Source organism: Hyphomicrobium sp. (genome assembly GCF_020852195.1).
In the GTDB taxonomy this organism is placed as follows: domain Bacteria; phylum Pseudomonadota; class Alphaproteobacteria; order Rhizobiales; family Hyphomicrobiaceae; genus Hyphomicrobium_C.
On sequence record NZ_JADZBI010000154.1, the window covers coordinates 36,244 to 54,256 of the forward strand.

The following is an 18,013-nucleotide window of genomic DNA, read 5'->3' on the forward strand; positions in this document are numbered from 1 at the left end:
ATGGCCTGGGTCTTCCTGATGCTTGCCGGCGCGTTCGAGATCGCGTTCACGACCGCGATGCGCTTCACGAACGGCTTCACCAAGATCTGGCCAAGCCTGCTTGTGCTCCTGCTCGCGGCAATCAGCATCTATTTCGTCGCCAAGGCGTCCGAGCTGATCCCGCTTGGGACCGCATATGCCGCCTGGGGCGGGATCGGCGCGATCGGCACGGTTGCTATCGGAATTCTCTACTTCGACGAGCCGGTGACGCTTTGGCGCATGGTGTTCCTGTCGACGCTCATCATCTCCATCGCGGGGCTCAAGCTCGTCACGGAGTAGGCGGTGCGCGCATGATCGCAGAGGCAGGATGATCCGGGACGAGCAAATCGAGGCGGCCGTTGCGCAAGGCATCCTCACGGCCGAGCAGGCCCGGCGGCTGCGCGCCTTCGCGGATGGCAGCCCCACCGGCGCGGCGCCCGACGATACGGCGGCCGATGCGGACGACGAGAAGTTCCGGCTGATCGGCGGCTTCAACGACGTGTTCGTGACCATCGGTGTCGCGCTGCTGGTCGCGGCGCTGTTCGCGCTCGCTAGCGTGTTCGAGCTCCGGCCCGGGTTCGCGGTGCTGGCCATGATCTCGGCGTGGGGGCTCTCCGAGGTCTTCTCGCGTCGCATGCGGCTCGCGCTGCCGTCGGTCGCGCTCGCCGTGATGTTCGCCGGCGGCGCGGCGTTCGCCGCCGCATCGCTCGCCGATCTCACGTGGCCCAATCTCTCCTTCCTGTTTGCGGCCCTCGGTGCCGCGCTCGGGGCTATCGCGCACGAGCGGCGCTTTCGCGTGCCGATCAACTGGGCCATCGCGGCGGTGGGCCTCGTCTATGCGGTCGCGGACGGGGTCTCGCTCGCCGCCCCAGGGTGGATGGAGCACAATCGGCCCGCGCTGTTCGCAGCGCTTGGGCTCGGCGTCTTCCTCGCCGCGTTGCGTGTCGATGCGAGCGATATCGCGCGGCGAACGCGCCGGTCCGACATCGCGTTCTGGCTGCATCTCGTGGCTGCGCCCATGATCGTGCACGGCGCGATCCCGCTTCTCGTCGGCACGCCCGACGGCATGGGCACGGGGCAGGCGCTGGCGGTGCTCGGTATTTTCGTGCTGCTCGGCCTCATCGCGGTGACCATCGATCGGCGTGCGCTGCTCGTTTCCGGATTGATCTACGCCGGCGTGGCCATCGGCTACCTTCTTTCGCAAAGCGTCGAGAAGGATCTGGGGGCGTCGCTGACACTGCTCGGCCTCGCGACCCTGGTCCTCAGTCTGTCCGCCGGATGGCGGTCGCTGCGCAGGGTGCTGCTGCCGCTGCTTCCGCTCGGCCCCTTGCGCCAACTCGTTCCTCCGCCCACCTGACGGATCACCCATGACCACATTCTCGCCGCGCGAAATCGTCTCGGAGCTCGACCGCTATATCGTCGGGCAGGGTGACGCCAAGCGCGCCGTCGCCATCGCGCTCCGCAATCGCTGGCGGCGCCAGCAGATCGAGGGATCGCTCAAGGACGAGGTGCTGCCCAAGAACATCCTCATGATCGGCCCCACCGGCGTCGGCAAAACGGAGATTGCGCGCCGCCTCGCTAAGCTCGCCGGAGCGCCGTTCCTCAAGGTCGAGGCCACCAAGTTCACCGAGGTCGGCTACGTCGGGCGCGACGTGGAGAGCATCATCCGCGACCTGGTCGAGGTCGGGCTGGCGTTGATGCGGGAAGCCAAACGCAAGGAGGTGCGCGCGCAGGCCGAGAAGAACGCGGAGGAGCGCGTGCTCGATGCGCTCGTAGGTCCCACGGCCTCGCCCGGCACGCGCGAGACGTTCCGCAAGCGGCTGCGCGCCAACGAGCTCAACGACAAGATCATCGAGGTCCAGGTCGCCGAAACTGGCGCGAGCCTGCCGATGCTGGACATTCCCGGCATGCCGGGCAGCTCGGTCGGCGCCATCAATATCGGCGACCTATTCGGGAAGATGATGGGCGGGCGCACCAAGCCACGGCGCGTCACGGTCAAGGATAGCCACAACCTGCTGATCGCGGAGGAGAGCGACAAGCTGATCGACCACGAGCAGATCACGAGCGAAGCGATCCGCGCGGTGGAGAACAACGGCATCGTGTTCCTCGATGAGATCGACAAGATCTGCTCACGCGGCGAGACGGGACGTTCCGGTGCCGAGGTCTCGCGCGAAGGCGTGCAGCGCGACCTGCTGCCGCTGATCGAGGGCACCAGCGTCTCGACCAAGTATGGGCCGGTGAAGACGGACCACGTGCTGTTCATCGCCTCGGGTGCGTTCCATGTGGCGAAGCCCGCGGACCTTTTGCCGGAGTTGCAGGGGCGGCTGCCGATCCGCGTCGAGCTCACGGCGCTCTCGCGCGAGGATTTCCGCCGCATCCTGACGGAGCCCGAGGCGAGCCTCATCAAGCAGTACACGGCGCTGATGGCGACCGAGGGCCTGATGCTCGCCTTCACCGAAGACGCCATCGACGCGCTGGCGGACACGGCCGTACTCGTCAACTCGACGGTCGAGAACATCGGCGCACGGAGGCTGCAGACGGTGATGGAACGCGTGCTCGACGAGATCTCGTTCGAGGCGTCGGACCGCAACGGCGAGACGGTGACCATCGATGCGGCCTACGTCACGAGCCGTGTCGGAGAGCTCGCGAAGAACGCGGATCTGTCGAAGTTTATCCTTTGACCGGCGCTCGCTCGGCGCCCCCACCTGAGCAGACCCGTTCTGAGTTGCGGAGTGGCACGAGGATCCTGCCGGCGTGGCTTTTTTTTTGGATGCTTGCGTGGATCCCGGCCTGCGCCGGGATGACGTTTGTTACGTGGATACCTCGTGCCTCCCCTCAACGTCATCCCGACGCAGGTCGGGACCTACGCAAGTCTCCGCTTGCCCGACGTGGAAATGGTGGAATCCACATACTCCAAGAGAACCTGTCTGCAACAATTCCCAACGGGAGAGGGGAGCGCGGCACGGCTCTCCCCGATGAGGGAAAGTCACACAGCGGTCCATGCGAAGCATGGCTTGGCCGTGACGCTGCGCCGGTGAGGGGCGCTTTGAGGGCAAAGTTCCCGCCTTCGCTGCGTTTTCATCCGTCCCTAGGTTTCAAATCTTCTTGCCCGTCTCCGTGCAGCGATTAAAAGTTACGATATAATAAAACATAAGCGAGGAGAGGCGCAGGATGGCTCGATTTCCCGGCACCGCCTTCGGCGCGGTGGCCCTGTCCATTGCCATGGCGCTCGGCGCGGCGGCCTCCGACGATGCCAAGATCGCCTCGGCTCTCACCATCTCGGACCACGACGCCGACGTGTGGTCCGCCACATACAGCACCGACGGGACGCGCATCCTCACGGCCTCGGCCGATCGAACGGCGCGGGGGTGGGATGCGAAGACGGGCAAGGAGCTGCTCAAGCTCTCGGGGCACGATGAGGCGGTTCGCCACGCCGCCTACAATGCCGATTCCAGCCTGATCGTCACGGCCTCGCGCGATGCGACCGCGCGGCTCTGGGACGCCGCGACGGGCAAACAGATCGCGGTGCTCGGCGGGCACGAGCTGATGGTCGACCATGCCGAGTTCAGCCCCGACGGCAGCCGCATCGTCACTGTGCCCCACGACAAGACCGGCAAGCTGTGGGACGGCAAGACGGGTGCGCCGATCGCGGACCTCGTTGGGCACGAAGCCTACATGACGTGGGGCGTGTTCAGCCCGGACTCGAGCCTCGTTCTCACCGCCTCCAGCGACGAGACCGCGCGCGTGTGGGACGGGAAGACCGGCGCGCCGCTTCACGTGCTCAAGGGTCACACCGGCATGGTGAGCTACGCGGCGTTCAGCGCCGACGGCGCCCGCATCATCACGGGCTCGACGGACAAGACGGCGAAGATCTGGGACAGCAAGACGGGCAAGGAGCTGCTCACCATCGCGGGCGGGCATATGCGCGCGATCCTGCGCGTCGCCTTCAGTCCCGACGGCAAGCGTGTCATCACCGGAGCCGCCGACAAGCTCGCCAAGATCTGGGACGCGGAGACGGGCGCTCTGCTGGTCACGCTCGAAGGCGGGCACAGGCGCATCCTCTCGGTCGCGCATTTCAGCCGCGACGGACGGCTCGTGGTGACCGCCGCGCACGACAAGACTGCGCGGGTGTGGGATGCGGTGACGGGGGCGTCGATCGGTGTGCTCGCCGAGCATACCAAGGAGGTCGACACCGCCGAGTTCAGCCCCGACCTCCGCCACGTGCTCACCAGCTCCTTCGACGGGCTGGTGAAAGTGTGGCCGCTGCCGCCCGTGGAGAGCGCGGAAAAATAGGGATCGCGCCGGGATCTGGCGGGACGCTTGCAGTTACGGATATGATCGCGCCGCGGTCGGCTCGGATCGCGCCTCTCTCTCATGGATGCTGCGTGAAGGCTCTTGTCACCGTTCTCTCCGGACTTGCCGGCGCTGTCATCGGATGGGTGGTCGCTGCGGCGGCAACGCTGATGTTTGGCGAAGCCTTCGGCCTCACGGAGTTCGAAGGCGAGCGCAGCATGACGGCCGTGTTCGGCATCGGCCCGATCGGTGGACTGGTCGGGCTCGTCGTGGGACTTTGGCTCGCGCTCAGGATGTACAGGCCGCGGATGTAGGCGGCTTGCTTCTCAATGTGCAGGACGAAGCCGCGGCGTGCGCGCCGGTGCGACCGTCGCCTTTGCCACCGCGTCCAGCGTGTGGGCGATCTCGGCCGAGAGCCAGACGCGGAACGCGGCCATGGCGCGGGTCTCCTTGCGGTCGGCGCCGCGCACGAAATAGTAGCCGTAGGTGCGCACCGCGACTGTAAACGGCCGCACCAGCCGCCCCCCGACCAGCGCATCGGCGGAAATGATCTCATCTGCGAGGGCGAACCCTTGCCCAGCCTCGGCGGCGGGCACCGTGAGGTGGAGCCCCAGTGTGGGGCCTTCCGGTGCAATGCGATCGGCCACGCCTGCGGCCGTCAGCCATTCCATCCAGTAGCGGCGTGACTCCTCCTGCAGCAGCAGGCCGGGCTGCAGGTCCGACGGGAAATGAATATGCCTCTCGCGCAGCAGCGCGGGACTGCACACGAGCGTGAGATTGGTGCCGGTCAGCTTCTCCGCAGCGACGTTGCTCCAGACGCCACGTCCATAGCGAACGCCGACGTCGGCCTCGCCGCGTCCGAAATCGGCGAGGCGGTTGGAGGAGTCGAGGACAAGGCTGATGTCGGGATTGGCCTCCGTAAAGCGGCCGAGGCGCGGCACCAGCCAGAGCGCGGCGAACGACGGCTCGACGGTGACGGAAAGCTGCTGGCGACGCCGGCGGCGACGACCCGACACGCCCTCTGTCGCGGCGGCGATGAGATCCAAGCCGCGCGTGAGATCGATGACGTAGCTCTTGCCGCGCTCCGTCAGCTCCACGCCGCGCCCCGTGCGCACGAACAGCTTCGTGCCGAGCCAGCCTTCGAGCTCGCGGATATGCCGGCTGATGGCAGCATGGGTGACGTTGAGCTCGGCCGCGGCAAGCGTGAAGCTTTCATGACGGGCGGCAGCTTCGAACGCCTTCAAAGCATTGAGCGGAGGGAGATTTCGGACCATGGGGATATGTAACAAAATCTTACACGCCATGTAAAGCAACGGCGCTTGCCCGGGGCCGCTGCAAGGCGCACGCTCCCGTCAACTCAAGCCAAAAGGAGCGCATCATGCTGCTCGCCATCGAAAGCTTCATCCGCGTGTTCGAAAGACTGCTCATCGAGACGCGGCCCCATAAGACGGAACCGCTCCGGCATGCCGACAACGATAACGACGAGATCAGCGAAGAAGATCGCCGCTGGGCGGCCTACAGGTAACAAGAAACTACGGAGACGAGATTGAGCTGGATCTATCTTCTGCTCGCGGGTGGACTCGAGATCGCCTTCACCACCGCCATCCGGTACACGGACGGCTTCACGAAGCCATGGCCGACGGCGCTCGTGCTGGCCCTGGCCACGATCAGCTTCTACTGCGTGGCGAAATCCACGGCGACGATTCCGCTCGGCACGGCGTATGCCGTCTGGGGCGGTCTCGGCGCGGTCGGGACGGTCGTGATCGGCGCCCTCTATTTCGGCGAGCCGGTCACATTCTGGCGCATGGCGTTCCTCGTCTTGCTCATCGCGTCGATTGGCGGCTTAAAGCTCGTCACCGACTGAGCAGCGCGGGCAATGGGGCGCATGCGCGCTCTCGCCTTCGGCCGCGACCGGATACCCGCAGTGCCGGCACATGACGTGCGAGCCCGGCTTGACGCCGTGCTCCAGCGCAACGCGCTCGTCGAAGACGAAGCATTCGCCCTGCCACAGGCTCTCCTCGGACGGTATCGTTTCCAGATATTTCAGGATGCCACCCTCGAGGTGGTAGACCTCGGGAAAGCCCTGCGAAACGAGATAGGACGATGCCTTCTCGCAGCGGATGCCGCCGGTGCAGAACATGGCAATGCGCTTGTGGCGAGCGGGGTCGAGGTTTGCTGCGACGAAATCCGGGAATTCGCTGAAAGCGCGCGTCGCGGGATCGACGGCACGCTTGAACGTGCCGATGCCGACCTCGTAGGCGTTGCGCGTGTCGATGACGATCACGTCGGGATCCTCGATGAGCGCGTTCCAGTGCTCGGGCTTGACGTAGGTGCCGACCTGCTGCGAGGGATCTGCCTCGGGGCGGCGCAGCGTCACGATCTCGCGCTTGATCCTCACCTTGAGTCGGCCGAACGGAATCTCGTCGGCGTACGACTCCTTGCTCGCGAGGCCGGCAAAGCGGGCATCGGCGCGCAGCCAGGCCAGCATGCGGCGAATGCCTTCGTCCGGGCCGGCGATGGTGGCGTTGATGCCTTCGGGCGCGATGAGGATCGTGCCCTTGATGCCGTGCTCGCTTGCGGCGGCGAGCAGACTCGCGCGCAGCGTCGGAAGATCCGCAAGCGTGACGAAATTGTAGAATGCTGTGACGGTGACGGACATCGGATCCCGGCGCGTCCCTACTTGCTCGCGAGATGGTCGACCGCGCGCTTCATGGCCTCGAAGACGCCGGGCTCGGTCATGGCGTGGCCCGCGCTCGGCACGATTTCGAGCCGGCTCGCGGGCCAGCGACTCGCCAGCTCGTAGGCCGCGCGCGGCGGGCACAGCAGATCATACCGGCCTTGCACGATCACGCCCGGAATTGCGCCCAGGCGACCGGCGCCGTCAAGCAGCTCGCCCGGGGGCAGAAAGAAGCGGTTTGCGATGTAGTGGGCTTCGATGATCGGCGTCGGGGGAACGCGCCCTTCAGTGGGCAGCGTCTCGGGCAGTGCGGCAACAGGCGGGGCAAACTCCGACAGCACGCGCTCGAACTGGAACCACTGGCGCGCCGCGGGATCGCGGATGTCCGGATCGGTGCTAGTCAGGCGGGCGACGTAGGCCGCGAGAGGATCGGCCTGCTCGGACTCCGAAAGTGCGGCGACGAAGCTCTCATAGAGATCCGGCCGCAGTTCGGCCGGCGCGCGGCGGAAGGCCCAATCGACCTCGGCGTCGGAGCCGAGGAACACCGCGCGCAGCACCAGCCCCGAGACGCGCTCGGGATGGGCCTCGGCATAGGCGAGCGCCAGCGTCGAGCCCCAAGAGCCGCCGACGATCAGCATCCTCTCGAATCCAAAATGCGCACGGATCTGCTCTAGGTCGGCAACGAGATGCGGCGTGGTGTTGGCGTGCGTCGAGAGATAGGGATGGCTGCGACCGGCGCCGCGTTGATCGAACAGGACCGCGTGGAACCGCTCGGGGTCGAACAGCAAGCGATGGCTCGCCTGCGATCCGCCGCCCGGCCCGCCGTGCAGGAACAGCGCCGGGATGCCACCGCGCTTGCCGACCTGCTCCACGTAGAGCCAGTGCCCGTCGCCGACCGAGAGCATGATGGCGTCGAAGGGACGCGGCGTTTCCCGCGTGGAAGCGTGTAATGTCATCGGTACGGCAATCCATTTTAGAACGGGCACCGTGCGGCACCCCGTTCCTGCATTCAAGTGCTTAATTTTCGGGCACCGATCAAGCGGAACGACGCAGCCCAGGCCGGAGTTATGCTCCACTACAGAGGTGGTTCCATGCTCATCAACTATGGCTTCGACATTTCCATTCTCGTTCCCCAGTCCACTCCGCTCATTACGCTTCTCGACATTCGCGACAGCCGCCGCGGCGACATCGTCGGAGAAGGCACGTTCGTCACCGCTCCTGAGGTGCCGGTCTCGGTCTACCGGGACCAGTTCGGCAACATCTGCCGGCGCATGGTGGCGCCGAAGGGAGAGTTCCGGCTGACGCTCGGCGGAACGATCCGGGACTCGGGCAAGCCCGATCTCCTGGACGAGAGCCTGGCGGAGATTCCGATCCAGGAGCTGCCCAACGATGTCCTCGTCTATCTGCTCGGCAGCCGCTATTGCGAGACGGATCACCTCAGCGACATGGCCTGGAAGCAGTTCGGGAGCGTGAAGCCCGGATGGGGGCGGGTGCAGGCCATCGTCGATTTCGTGCATGAGCGTTTGAAGTTCGGCTACCAGCATGCGCGCGCGACCCGCACGGCGGCGCAGGCGTTCGAGGAGCGCGTCGGCGTCTGCCGCGACTTCGCGCATCTCACCATCGCGCTCTGCCGGTGCCTCAACATCCCTGCGCGCTACGTCAACGGCTACCTTGGCGACATCGGCGTTCCGGCCGATCCGGCGCCGATGGACTTCAGCGCCTGGTGCGAGGTCTATCTCGGCGGACGCTGGTGCGCCTTCGACGCGCGCCACAACAAGCCCCGCATCGGACGCATCGTGGTCGCGCACGGCCGCGACGCGACGGACGTGCCGCTGTTCCATACCTTCGGCCAGCACACGCTGAAGTCGTTCAAGGTCTGGACCGACGAGGCCGCCGACGAAAAGGCGCAGCCCGAGCGGCCGGCGGCGTAGGCCGGTCTCGCTCAGCGGCGATGCGGTGACGTGTCTGGATCCCGGCCTGCGCCGGGATGACGGCAAATTGGGGTTGCCGATCGGCACAAACTTAAACGTCACTCCGGCGGAGACCGGAGTCCAGATATGTCGAGGATCAGCTCATGGTTGAGACGGCGCGGCGGATCTGCTCGGCGAAGGCCGGTGCCCCGTAGCAGCGGAACGTGAGGGTCGCGTCGTCGTCGGTGCGCACGTCGACGATGCGCGTGAACCAGCCGAAGCGATCCACGACCTCGACAATGCGTGCCAGATCGGCCTTGCGCGATGTTTCGCCACTGTGCGCGAGAACGTTGACGGCGTTGGGCGTGAACACCACGGCCTCGCGCGTTAGCGCGACGCGCCCGCCGACCCACAGGCCGCCCATGGCGGTCTTCATGCCGCTCATGAACGGGTTCAGCCAAAAGCCGAATGCCTTGGCGGCTCCGCTCGGCTCGGCGTCGGCGATCAACGCGTTGGCGTATTTCCAGGCGATGACGTCGGAGGGCTCGGTCATCGCCTGGGTCCCTATACGTCCAGGTTGGCGACGGTGAGGGCGTTTTCCTGGATGAACTCGCGGCGCGGCTCCACCACGTCGCCCATGAGCTTAGAGAAGATCTCGTCCACCTCCGAGACGTCGCCGATCTTGACCTGCAGCAGCGTGCGCGCGTCGCGGTCGAGCGTCGTCTCCCAGAGCTGCTCGGGGTTCATCTCGCCCAAGCCTTTGTAGCGCTGAAGCGAAAGGCCCTTGCGGCCGGCCTCGTAGATAGCGTCCAACAGCGTGCGTGGCCCGTGGATGGTCAGCGTCTCGGTCTTGCGGCGCAGCTTGGTGCCGAGGCCGTAGACCTCGGCCAGATGCTTGCGCTTCTCGTTCAGGCGGCGTGCGTCGAGCGAGGCCAGCAGCGCGCGGTCGAGCGCGTGCACCTCGGTGACACCGCGTACCTCTCGGCGGAAGAGGAAGCCGTCGTTGCCGTAGCTGCCGGACCATCCCTTCTCCGTCTCCTCGGCAACCTCGTTCAGTCGCGCGGCGACGGTGGCTGCCGCGGCATTGGCGGAGGTTGCCGACTGTAGCAGCGCCGGATCGAAGGCGCCGGCGATGGCCGCCTGCTCGACGATGGGGCGCGCATAGCGCGAGTGGAGCTGGTCGATCAGACCGACGATGCCGCGCGCCTGATCGACGATGTCGCGCAGGTCGCGGCCCGCACGCTCCTCGCCGCCGGCGACGAGCACCGTGTCCTCGAGCCCAGACTCGATCAGGTAGTCCTCAAGCGCCCGCTGATCCTTGAGGTAGGTGCCGCTCTTGCCGCGGCTCACCTTGTAGAGCGGCGGCTGGGCGATATAGACGTGTCCCTTGTCCACCAGCTCCGGCATCTGGCGATAGAAGAACGTGAGCAGGAGCGTGCGGATGTGGGCGCCGTCCACATCGGCGTCCGTCATGACGATGATCTTGTGGTAGCGCAGCTTCGAGAGGTCGAAATCGTCGCGGATACCGGTGCCGAGGGCGCCGATGATGTTGGTCACCTGCTCGGAAGAGAGCATCTTGTCGATGCGCGCGCGCTCGACGTTCAGGATCTTGCCGCGGATCGGCAGCACGGCCTGGTACTCGCGCTTCCGGCCCTGCTTGGCCGAGCCGCCGGCCGAGTCGCCCTCGACGATGAAGAGCTCGGTATTGGCGGGGTCGCGGTCCTGGCACTCGGCGAGACCGCCCGGCAGGCGCAGCCCGTCGAGCGCGCTCTTCCTGCGCGTCAGCTCGCGCGCCTTGCGGGCCGCCTCGCGGGCCAGCGCCGCCTCGACGATCTTGCCGACGATGGCTTTCGCCTCCTTCGGGTGCTCCTCGAACCAGGCCGAAAGCTCCTCGGCGACCACGCTCTCGACCACCGGTTTCACCTCGGACGAGACGAGCTTGTCCTTGGTCTGGCTCGAGAACTTGGGATCGGGGACCTTGACGGAGAGCACGCAGGTGAGGCCCTCGCGGGCGTCCTCACCGGAGAGGTCCACCTTCTCCTTCTTGGCGATGCCGCTGTCGGTCGCGTACTTGTTGATGACGCGCGTCAGCGCGGCGCGGAAGCCGGCCAAGTGCGTGCCGCCGTCGCGCTGCGGGATGTTGTTGGTGAAGCAGAGCACGTTCTCGTGGTAGCTGTCGTTCCACCACAGCGCGACCTCGACGCCGACGCGATCCTTGTCGGTGCGGATCATGATCGGCTCGCCGATTATCGCCTGCTTCGAGCGGTCGAGGAAGCGGACGAACGCGGACGTGCCGCCGTCGTACAGGAACTCCTCACGCTTCACGTCGGCGTGGCGCGCGTCCGTCAGCACCACCTTGGCGCCGGAGTTCAGGAACGCCAGCTCGCGCAGGCGATGCTCGAGCGTCGCGTAGTCGAACTCGACTTTCGTGAAGGTGTTGGGGCTCGGCAGGAACGAGACCTCCGTGCCGCGGTTCCCCTTCCCGTCGCCGACGACCTTCAGCGGCGCCACCGCGACGCCGTCGCGGAACTCGATAACGTGCTCCTTGCCGTCGCGCCAGATGCGTGCCCGAAGCCACGTCGAAAGCGCATTGACGACGGAGACGCCGACGCCGTGCAAGCCGCCCGACACCTTGTAGGAATTCTGGTCGAACTTGCCACCGGCGTGCAGCTCCGTGAACACGATCTCGGCGGCGGAGCGCTTCGGATCTTGGTCGTCGTCCTGCTTGATGCCGGTCGGGATGCCGCGGCCGTCGTCGCGCACGGTGCACGAGCCGTCGGGGTTCAGCGTCACCTCGCACACCTTGGCGTGGCCGGCCAGAACCTCGTCGATGGCGTTGTCGACAACCTCATAGATCATGTGGTGGAGGCCCGAGCCGTCATCGGTGTCGCCGATGTACATGCCGGGGCGCTTGCGCACGGCTTCGAGGCCCTTCAGCATCTTGATGCTGTCGGCGCCGTAGTCCTCCGGCGCGGGTGTTTTCTTGGCGGGCTGAGCGCTCATTCGGTCCCTGTGGCAAGGTTTCTTCTGATGGGCGCGAAGTCTACCATACGGCGGGCCAAAACGGCGTAAAAAAGCGCGTATGAGGCCTGCTACCCCATGCTATTTTGTATATTATTTTCAATTGCTTGCTTGCCTGCGTCGGCAAGTCCGAAGGCGAGCGGTGCCGGCTCAGTCGACGCGCACCGCGGACCCCTCCCCGACGCGCCAGAATTGGGCCTTTCCGGAGAGGCTTGCGAAGGACTGATGATCCGTACCCGTCATCCACGCCTGGGTCCCGAGACGCAGCAACTCGTCGAACAGCGCGGCGCGGCGATCGGCATCGAGATGGGCCGTCACCTCGTCGAGCAGCAGCATGGGCGTCTCGCCGTCGCGGCGGGCGGCGACCAGCTCGGCGTGGGCGAGCAGGAGCCCCATCAGCAGCGCCTTCTGCTCGCCGGTCGAGGCGTGCCTCGCTGCCGTGGCCTTGGGGCCGTGCGCGACGAGGAGGTCGCTGCGGTGCGGGCCATCGAACGCGCGGCCGGCCGCGCGGTCGCGCTCGCGCACGTCGCGCAACTGGCGCGCGTAGGCGTCCTCCACATCGACGGCGGCGCGTGCGGCGAGATCGCGGTCGATGGCGCCTTCGAGGCCGACCTCGCTCCAGGGAAAAGGGCTGTCGGGATCGCGCGCGCGGCGGGCGTCGATGACGGAGGCGAGGGCAGCGACCGCCTCAGCACGCGCGGCGGCGATGGCGATGCCCATCTCGGCCATGACAAGCTCGAGCCCGTCGAGCTGCGCGCCGCGCGTCACGCCGTCCGAGAGCAGCCGGTTCCTCTGCGCCATGGCGCGCTCGAAGCGGCCGGCGCGCGTACGGTGGCCAGGATCGAAACAGACGATGAGGCGGTCGAGGAAGCGGCGCCGCTCGGAGGCGGGGCCGGTGAAGAGCCCGTCTGTCGCCGGCGTGACCCAGACCATCTCCACATACTCGCCGAGCGCTCCGGATCCCGACTTGCTCTCACCGTCGATGCGCACGAGGCGGCCTGCCGCGCGGTCGCCGTTGCCCGGGCCGGCGGACTGGCCGGTGCCGATGGTGACGGGGCCGACGGCCGTGTGGACGCGGGCGGAGACGGACCAGTTTCCGTCGCCTCCCGATCGCGCGAGGTCGGAGAGCGGCGCCTGGCGCAGGCCCTGGCCCGGCGCGAGCAGGGAAACCGCTTCCAGCACGTTGGTCTTTCCCGAACCGTTGGCGCCCGTGAGCACGATCGGCTCGGGCGCGAGCTCAAGGGCGAGCGCGGCGTAGCTGCGGAAGTGCGTCAGCGTCAGCCGCTCGACCCAGAGGCGGGGCGAAGCGTGCGGTGCGGCGGGTGTTTCCTGTTCGGTGGCCGAGGCCAAGCGTTGTGTCTCTTTCGTCTACGTTGCGCGTGGAGCGCTCCCTCACTCGTGCAGCGTCATGGCGAAGCGATGCTCCGCAAGGACATCGCTTCCGGTGAGAGGGTGCGGCGTCTGCAGAGCGCCTTACACGCGCATCGGCATCAGCACGTAGAGCGCATTGTCGTCGCCGGCGCTGCGGATCATGGTCGGCGAGCCCGGGTCGGCCAGGAGGAAGCGCGCCTCGTCGCCTTCGAGCTGGCCGGCGATGTCGAGAAGGTACTTGGCGTTGAAGCCGATCTCGAGTGGAGAGGATGTGTAGTTGACGTCGATCTCCTCGGTGGCGCTGCCTCCCTCGGGGTTGTTGACCGAGAGCACCAGCTTGCCGCTCGTGATGTTCAGCTTCACGGCGCGTCCGCGCTCGCTGGCGATGGTCGACACGCGATCGACGGCGCTCATGAAGTCGGTGTTGGCGACGCGCAGCTCCTGGTCGTTCGACTGCGGAATGACGCGGCCATAGTCGGGGAAGGTGCCGTCGATCAGCTTCGAGGTGAGCGTCACGGAGCCGATCTCGAAACGCACCTTCGAGGCGGAGACGGCGACGCTCACGGTCTCAGCGCTCTCCTCGATCAGGCGATGCAGCTCGTGCACGGTCTTCCTCGGGATGATCACGCCCGGCATGCCCTCGGCGCCCTTGGGGCGCGGCAGCTCGGCCTGGGCCAGGCGATGGCCGTCGGTCGCGACGGCGCGCAGCATCGACGTCTTCCCGGACTCGGCGATGTGGAAGAAAATGCCGTTCAGATAGTAGCGCGTCTCCTCGGTGGAGATGGCGAAGCGCGTCTTGTCGATCAGGCGCTTCAGGTCCTTGGCAGCGATCTCGAAGGAGGTGCCGAGATCGCCGGCGTTGAGGTCCGGGAAATCCTCGGGCCCGAGCGTCTGCAGCGCGAAGCGCGCCTGTCCGGCAGCGAGCGTCAGGCGCTCCTTCTCCGTATCACGGCGGATGTCGATCTGGCTGCCCTCGGGAAGCTTCCTCACGATGTCATGCAGGATGTGGGCAGGCACCGTGACGGCGCCAGCCGCGCCGACGTCGGCGCGCACCTCCTCGATCACCTCGCGCTCGAGATCCGTGGCCTTGAGCTCGAGCGCCTGGCCGGATGCCTTCAACAGCACGTTGGAAAGAATGGGAATGGTCGTGCGGCGCTCGACGACGCTTGTCACGTGCCCGAGCGCCCTCAGAAGTTCACCGCGTTCGATCACAAGCCGCATCGGTCGCCTCGAAGTTTCGTGTCCAGCCCCGAGAGAAGCATGGATTCGCAGGTGGGACAAAAGGTGGCTCGTCCGTCCTCCGACCAGCAGAGGGATGAAAAAGCTCAGCTTCCGTCATGGATGGAAAAACAGTGGCGTGCGAGGCACAACTTGCCCCGATTGGACCTTGGATTTCAAGGGGTCGCGCGGGCTTCTGAAGCCGTTTTAGACGGCTTTGGCGGTTTTTGACCCCTATCCGCCAAAAACATCGGGAGCAGCATCCGAAGACGCCGCTCCCGCCCCGCTTGAACGTGGCGCCGGTCTCCCTCGCCACGCCACGTCCTTTGCTCGAACCTGCAGGCCTCCGAAGCCCCTTTAATGGCTGATCAGCTTCTTCAGCTCGTCGATCTCGTCCCTTAGGCTCGCGTCCCCGGCGATGACACCCTCGATCTTGCGAATCGCATGCAGGACGGTGGTGTGGTCGCGGTTGCCGAAGCGACGCCCGATCTCGGGGAGCGAGCGGTGGGTCAGTTGCTTTGCGAGGTACATGCCGATCTGGCGTGGCCAGACCACGGACCGGTGACGGCGCTGCGAGAGGAGATCACCCTTCGAGACGCCGAAGTGACGCGAGATGATGCGCAGGATGTCCTCGATCTTGATCCGGCGCGGCTCGACGCCCTGGAACAGGTCGCGCACGACGGTCTCGGCGATGTCGGGCGTGATGGGCGCGCGCATGTGCTGCCACGTGAGGAAGAGGCGGTTGATGGCCCCCTCCAGCTCGCGGCCGCTTTCCGTCAGGCGGCTGGCCAGGATCTCGATCACCTCGCGCGACAGCTCGAAGCTCGGATCGGCGGCCTGCTTCTCGGCGAGGCGCTGGTCGAGCACGCGGTGGCGCAGCTCGTGGTCGAAGCTGCCGATCTCCGCCACGAGACCGCGCTGGAGGCGCGAGCGCATGCGCTCGTTCAGCCGCTCGATCTGCGCGGGATGGCGCGCGGAGGCGACCACGACCTGACGGCCGCCGTCGAGCAGCGCGTTGATGATGTGATCGAACTCCTGCTCGGTCTTCTCACCCTGCATGAACTCGAGATCGTCGATCAGCAGCATGTTGATCGAGCGGAACTTCTCCTTGAAGGAGAGCGGATCCTGAGCGCGCAGCGCCTCGACGAACTGATAACGGAAGCGCTCGGCCGTGAGATACAGCACCTGCGCGTTCTGGGCGCGGCGTTTGACCTCCCAGGCGATGGCCTGAAGCAGGTGGGTCTTGCCGAGGCCGACCGACGAATAGAGGTAGAGCGGGTTGAAGGCCGGGCTGTCGGTCAGCACGGTTTCGGCAACCTGGATGGCACCGGCGTGGGCCATGCGGTTCGAGGCGCCAACGACGAAGTTCTCGAAAGTGTGGTGCGGGTCGAGGGGTGATCCCTCGAAGCCGTCGACGCTGGTGCGGCCGGCCACCGGCCGGATGACGGGCATCCGCGCGGGCTCGGAGATGCCAGCCGCGCGCGGCTCGCCAGCCGCCTCGCGGGCCTGTTTGGCAGGCTCGGTCGCGAGCGGGCCAAGGTTGCGGGATGCACCCGCGCCGGGCTGGCGCACGGAGACCTCGACGTGCTGAGCCGTCTTGAACTCGGTCTTACAGCACTTGAGCAGTTCATCCATATAGTGGGACTGGATCCACTTGCGCAGGAAGACGACAGGCACCGACACCTTGACCGTCTTGCCGTCGAAGCTGTCGAACTCGAGCGCCTTGAACCAGCTCATGTAGATGTCGTCGCCAAGCCGGTGCCGCAGCAGCGCGCGCACCTTGGTGCCCTTGCCCTCCGCATTCTCTTCCTCGGCGGGCCGCGCCTCAACGAGGGCGCGCTCGCCCGACGGCCCGCGCACGGCCCGCTCAGGTGCCGAAAAAGATAGCTCCGCTTTCGAGATGGCTTGCATTTGAGTACCCCGCACTTGTTGCGTCCGCCTTCCGCAAGGCAGACAATCCATGGCGTCGCCCGTTCGCCCAAACGGGCTCCGCCCATTCCCTTGAGACGCTCTATCCTTGCCGCCAAGGCAGACCGGCTGCTTTCCAGCCCGCCACCTGCCCTCGCTTCTGGGTGGGATCGAGAGGACCCTCGAAGCCATCCGCCACGTTGCGGCAGCGCGTATAGCCTGCGTCTGCCATTGCGACCGCAGCCGCTCGGCTGCGCGCGCCGGACCGGCATACGAAGAACAGCTCAGCGTCCTTCGACACACCGGCCTTCTCGAGCTCGCCAGACAACTTTTCCACGAAGTCCGGATCAGTCCGGTTTTCGGGAAAGGTCTGCCACTCGACAGTCACCACACGCTTGTTCAGCGTGCTGAGATCAGGCAGGCCGACAAAGGTCCATTCCGCTCGAGTCCGCACATCGATCAGAACAGCCTCTGCGTCAGCCTTTAGGCGGGCCCATGTCTCGTCGACGGGCACATCCTCGATTTTGACGCCATCGGTCAAACCCTTATCCTCGACCCTACTCCGCCAGCCAAAGCTAAACACCCCGAACTGACAAAGTTAACGCAAATAAAAAACAGTAACACTTCAGTAATAGAACGCGCACATCCCGCAATACTAGCGAGACACTTGCACTCCACTGAAATACTGAAGAATTCAGGATGACGTTACGCAACTAGACCCTGAGTCCGGGCGGGGAGATACTAGGCGTTACAGCCAGTCTGGCCCCGTCGCGCTGACGAGGACTCTTTTAAAGGGTTGGTAACCTTTTAGCAAGGGCGGGGGTGGGTGGAGAAAGCGCCCGCAAGCGGCTGGACGAGCGGTGCGTGCAACGTGGAAAACTTGAGTCTCCTCCACAGGTGCAGTGGGGAAACTCCTTGAGGTCAAAGCCAAATCGGAAAGGGTGGCGAGGCGGCAAAATTCAATTGCGGCGTTCCTGTGACACTCCCGAAGGGGCCACTTTTTTGTTTGCCGGGCGAAAGGGAGGAACGGGAGGGAAAATAGCCGGGCGCGAGGCTCGGTCGGGACGCCCTCAAGAATCCGTCACTTAGAGGGGTAGGATGGAGGCCGGCGATTCTGTCGCGCGGCCTTCCCTGTGGCGAACAGAGCACACTCTTTTTGCTGACGATGCGGATTGCGAAAGAGCGTGGGGAGAACCGTGTATCAGGCCATCGCCTTGATACGCTGCGCGAGGCGAGAAACCTTGCGGCTCGCGGTCTTCGGATGCATGACGCCCTTCTGCGCTGTGCGCACGAGCGAGGGCTGGGCCGACCGAAGTGCAGCAGCGGCGGCGTCCTTGTTGCCGGAGGCAATCGCCTCCTCGACCTTGCGCACCGCCGTCTTCGCGGTCGAGCGGCGGTTCTTGTTGATCTCGGTCCGGCGCACCATCTGGCGCGTGGCCTTCTTTGCAGACTTCGTGTTGGCCATAGAGGCTACCTTTCTTCTCGGAGGCCCTCCGCTAAGGAGAGGCTCCCATGACTAAGCCGTGACTTGCTGACATTGTGTCTGCCCTGGAAGGCCAGCCGCGCGCGCCCCGCACGTCCGTTTGCGGGCGCATGC

General features: G+C 66.0%; 18 protein-coding genes. 8 read left to right on the forward strand and 10 right to left on the reverse strand.

Annotated features, from left to right (window positions below):
- The 5 genes from IT540_RS13205 to IT540_RS13225 all read left to right on the forward strand — a co-directional run bounded on the left by IT540_RS13205 (position 1) and on the right by IT540_RS13225 (position 4,625).
- The gene (locus IT540_RS13205; protein ID WP_291178565.1) at positions 1-318 is read left to right on the forward strand and encodes a multidrug efflux SMR transporter; all 318 of its coding nucleotides are present in this window, start codon (positions 1-3) and stop codon (positions 316-318) included.
- A gap of 28 nt (positions 319-346) precedes the next feature.
- Positions 347-1,375: a hypothetical protein gene (locus IT540_RS13210; RefSeq protein WP_291178568.1), complete on the forward strand. Its 1,029-nt coding sequence runs from the start codon at positions 347-349 to the stop codon at positions 1,373-1,375.
- Positions 1,376-1,385: 10 nt separating this feature from the next.
- Complete coding sequence (hslU, locus tag IT540_RS13215; RefSeq protein ID WP_291178571.1) at positions 1,386-2,699, forward strand: ATP-dependent protease ATPase subunit HslU; 1,314 nt, start codon at positions 1,386-1,388, stop codon at positions 2,697-2,699.
- 490 nt (positions 2,700-3,189) lie between these two features.
- Positions 3,190-4,311, forward strand: a complete 1,122-nt coding sequence (locus IT540_RS13220) for a WD40 repeat domain-containing protein (RefSeq protein WP_291178574.1) — start codon at positions 3,190-3,192, stop codon at positions 4,309-4,311.
- Positions 4,312-4,403: 92 nt separating this feature from the next.
- The gene (locus tag IT540_RS13225; RefSeq protein ID WP_291178576.1) at positions 4,404-4,625 is read left to right on the forward strand and encodes a hypothetical protein; all 222 of its coding nucleotides are present in this window, start codon (positions 4,404-4,406) and stop codon (positions 4,623-4,625) included.
- Positions 4,626-4,637: 12 nt separating this feature from the next.
- Here the strand turns inward: IT540_RS13225 and gcvA are convergent, their stop codons facing one another.
- The gene (gene gcvA, locus IT540_RS13230) at positions 4,638-5,585 is read right to left on the reverse strand and encodes a transcriptional regulator GcvA (RefSeq protein ID WP_291178579.1); all 948 of its coding nucleotides are present in this window, start codon (positions 5,583-5,585) and stop codon (positions 4,638-4,640) included.
- Positions 5,586-5,689: 104 nt separating this feature from the next.
- Here gcvA and IT540_RS13235 point away from each other — a divergent pair, with 104 nt between their 5' ends.
- Entirely contained in the window at positions 5,690-5,836 is a 147-nt protein-coding gene (locus IT540_RS13235) for a hypothetical protein (RefSeq protein WP_291178582.1), read from the forward strand.
- A 21-nt stretch (positions 5,837-5,857) separates the two neighbouring features.
- The gene (locus IT540_RS13240; RefSeq protein ID WP_291178585.1) at positions 5,858-6,175 is read left to right on the forward strand and encodes a multidrug efflux SMR transporter; all 318 of its coding nucleotides are present in this window, start codon (positions 5,858-5,860) and stop codon (positions 6,173-6,175) included.
- Here the strand turns inward: IT540_RS13240 and IT540_RS13245 are convergent.
- Both IT540_RS13245 and pip read right to left on the reverse strand, forming a co-directional pair.
- On the reverse strand, positions 6,155-6,970 hold the full coding sequence (locus IT540_RS13245; RefSeq protein ID WP_291178588.1) for a rhodanese-related sulfurtransferase: 816 nt from the start codon (positions 6,968-6,970) through the stop codon (positions 6,155-6,157). The genes IT540_RS13240 and IT540_RS13245 overlap by 21 nt on opposite strands.
- Positions 6,971-6,987: 17 nt before the next feature.
- Positions 6,988-7,944: a prolyl aminopeptidase gene (gene pip / locus IT540_RS13250; protein ID WP_291178591.1), complete on the reverse strand. Its 957-nt coding sequence runs from the start codon at positions 7,942-7,944 to the stop codon at positions 6,988-6,990.
- 135 nt (positions 7,945-8,079) lie between these two features.
- Here pip and IT540_RS13255 point away from each other — a divergent pair, with 135 nt between their 5' ends.
- Entirely contained in the window at positions 8,080-8,919 is an 840-nt protein-coding gene (locus tag IT540_RS13255; RefSeq protein ID WP_291178594.1) for a transglutaminase family protein, read from the forward strand.
- Positions 8,920-9,055: 136 nt separating this feature from the next.
- On the opposite strand, the gene IT540_RS13260 is transcribed toward IT540_RS13255, so the two are convergent.
- From IT540_RS13260 to rpsT, 7 genes are all read right to left on the reverse strand, one after another.
- Positions 9,056-9,451 (reverse strand): hypothetical protein, encoded by a 396-nt coding sequence (locus IT540_RS13260; RefSeq protein WP_291178597.1) that lies wholly within the window; start codon positions 9,449-9,451, stop codon positions 9,056-9,058.
- Between the two features lie 11 nt (positions 9,452-9,462).
- Entirely contained in the window at positions 9,463-11,901 is a 2,439-nt protein-coding gene (gene gyrB / locus IT540_RS13265) for a DNA topoisomerase (ATP-hydrolyzing) subunit B (RefSeq protein ID WP_291178600.1), read from the reverse strand.
- Between the two features lie 168 nt (positions 11,902-12,069).
- On the reverse strand, positions 12,070-13,269 hold the full coding sequence (recF, locus tag IT540_RS13270; protein WP_291178603.1) for a DNA replication/repair protein RecF: 1,200 nt from the start codon (positions 13,267-13,269) through the stop codon (positions 12,070-12,072).
- A gap of 123 nt (positions 13,270-13,392) precedes the next feature.
- Entirely contained in the window at positions 13,393-14,511 is a 1,119-nt protein-coding gene (gene dnaN / locus IT540_RS13275; RefSeq protein ID WP_291178606.1) for a DNA polymerase III subunit beta, read from the reverse strand.
- A gap of 354 nt (positions 14,512-14,865) precedes the next feature.
- Positions 14,866-16,419: a chromosomal replication initiator protein DnaA gene (gene dnaA, locus IT540_RS13280; RefSeq protein WP_291178611.1), complete on the reverse strand. Its 1,554-nt coding sequence runs from the start codon at positions 16,417-16,419 to the stop codon at positions 14,866-14,868.
- Between the two features lie 100 nt (positions 16,420-16,519).
- On the reverse strand, positions 16,520-16,957 hold the full coding sequence (locus IT540_RS13285) for a rhodanese-like domain-containing protein (protein WP_291178614.1): 438 nt from the start codon (positions 16,955-16,957) through the stop codon (positions 16,520-16,522).
- Between the two features lie 660 nt (positions 16,958-17,617).
- The gene (rpsT, locus tag IT540_RS13290; RefSeq protein ID WP_291178618.1) at positions 17,618-17,881 is read right to left on the reverse strand and encodes a 30S ribosomal protein S20; all 264 of its coding nucleotides are present in this window, start codon (positions 17,879-17,881) and stop codon (positions 17,618-17,620) included.
- Between the last annotated feature and the right edge of the window lie 132 nt (positions 17,882-18,013).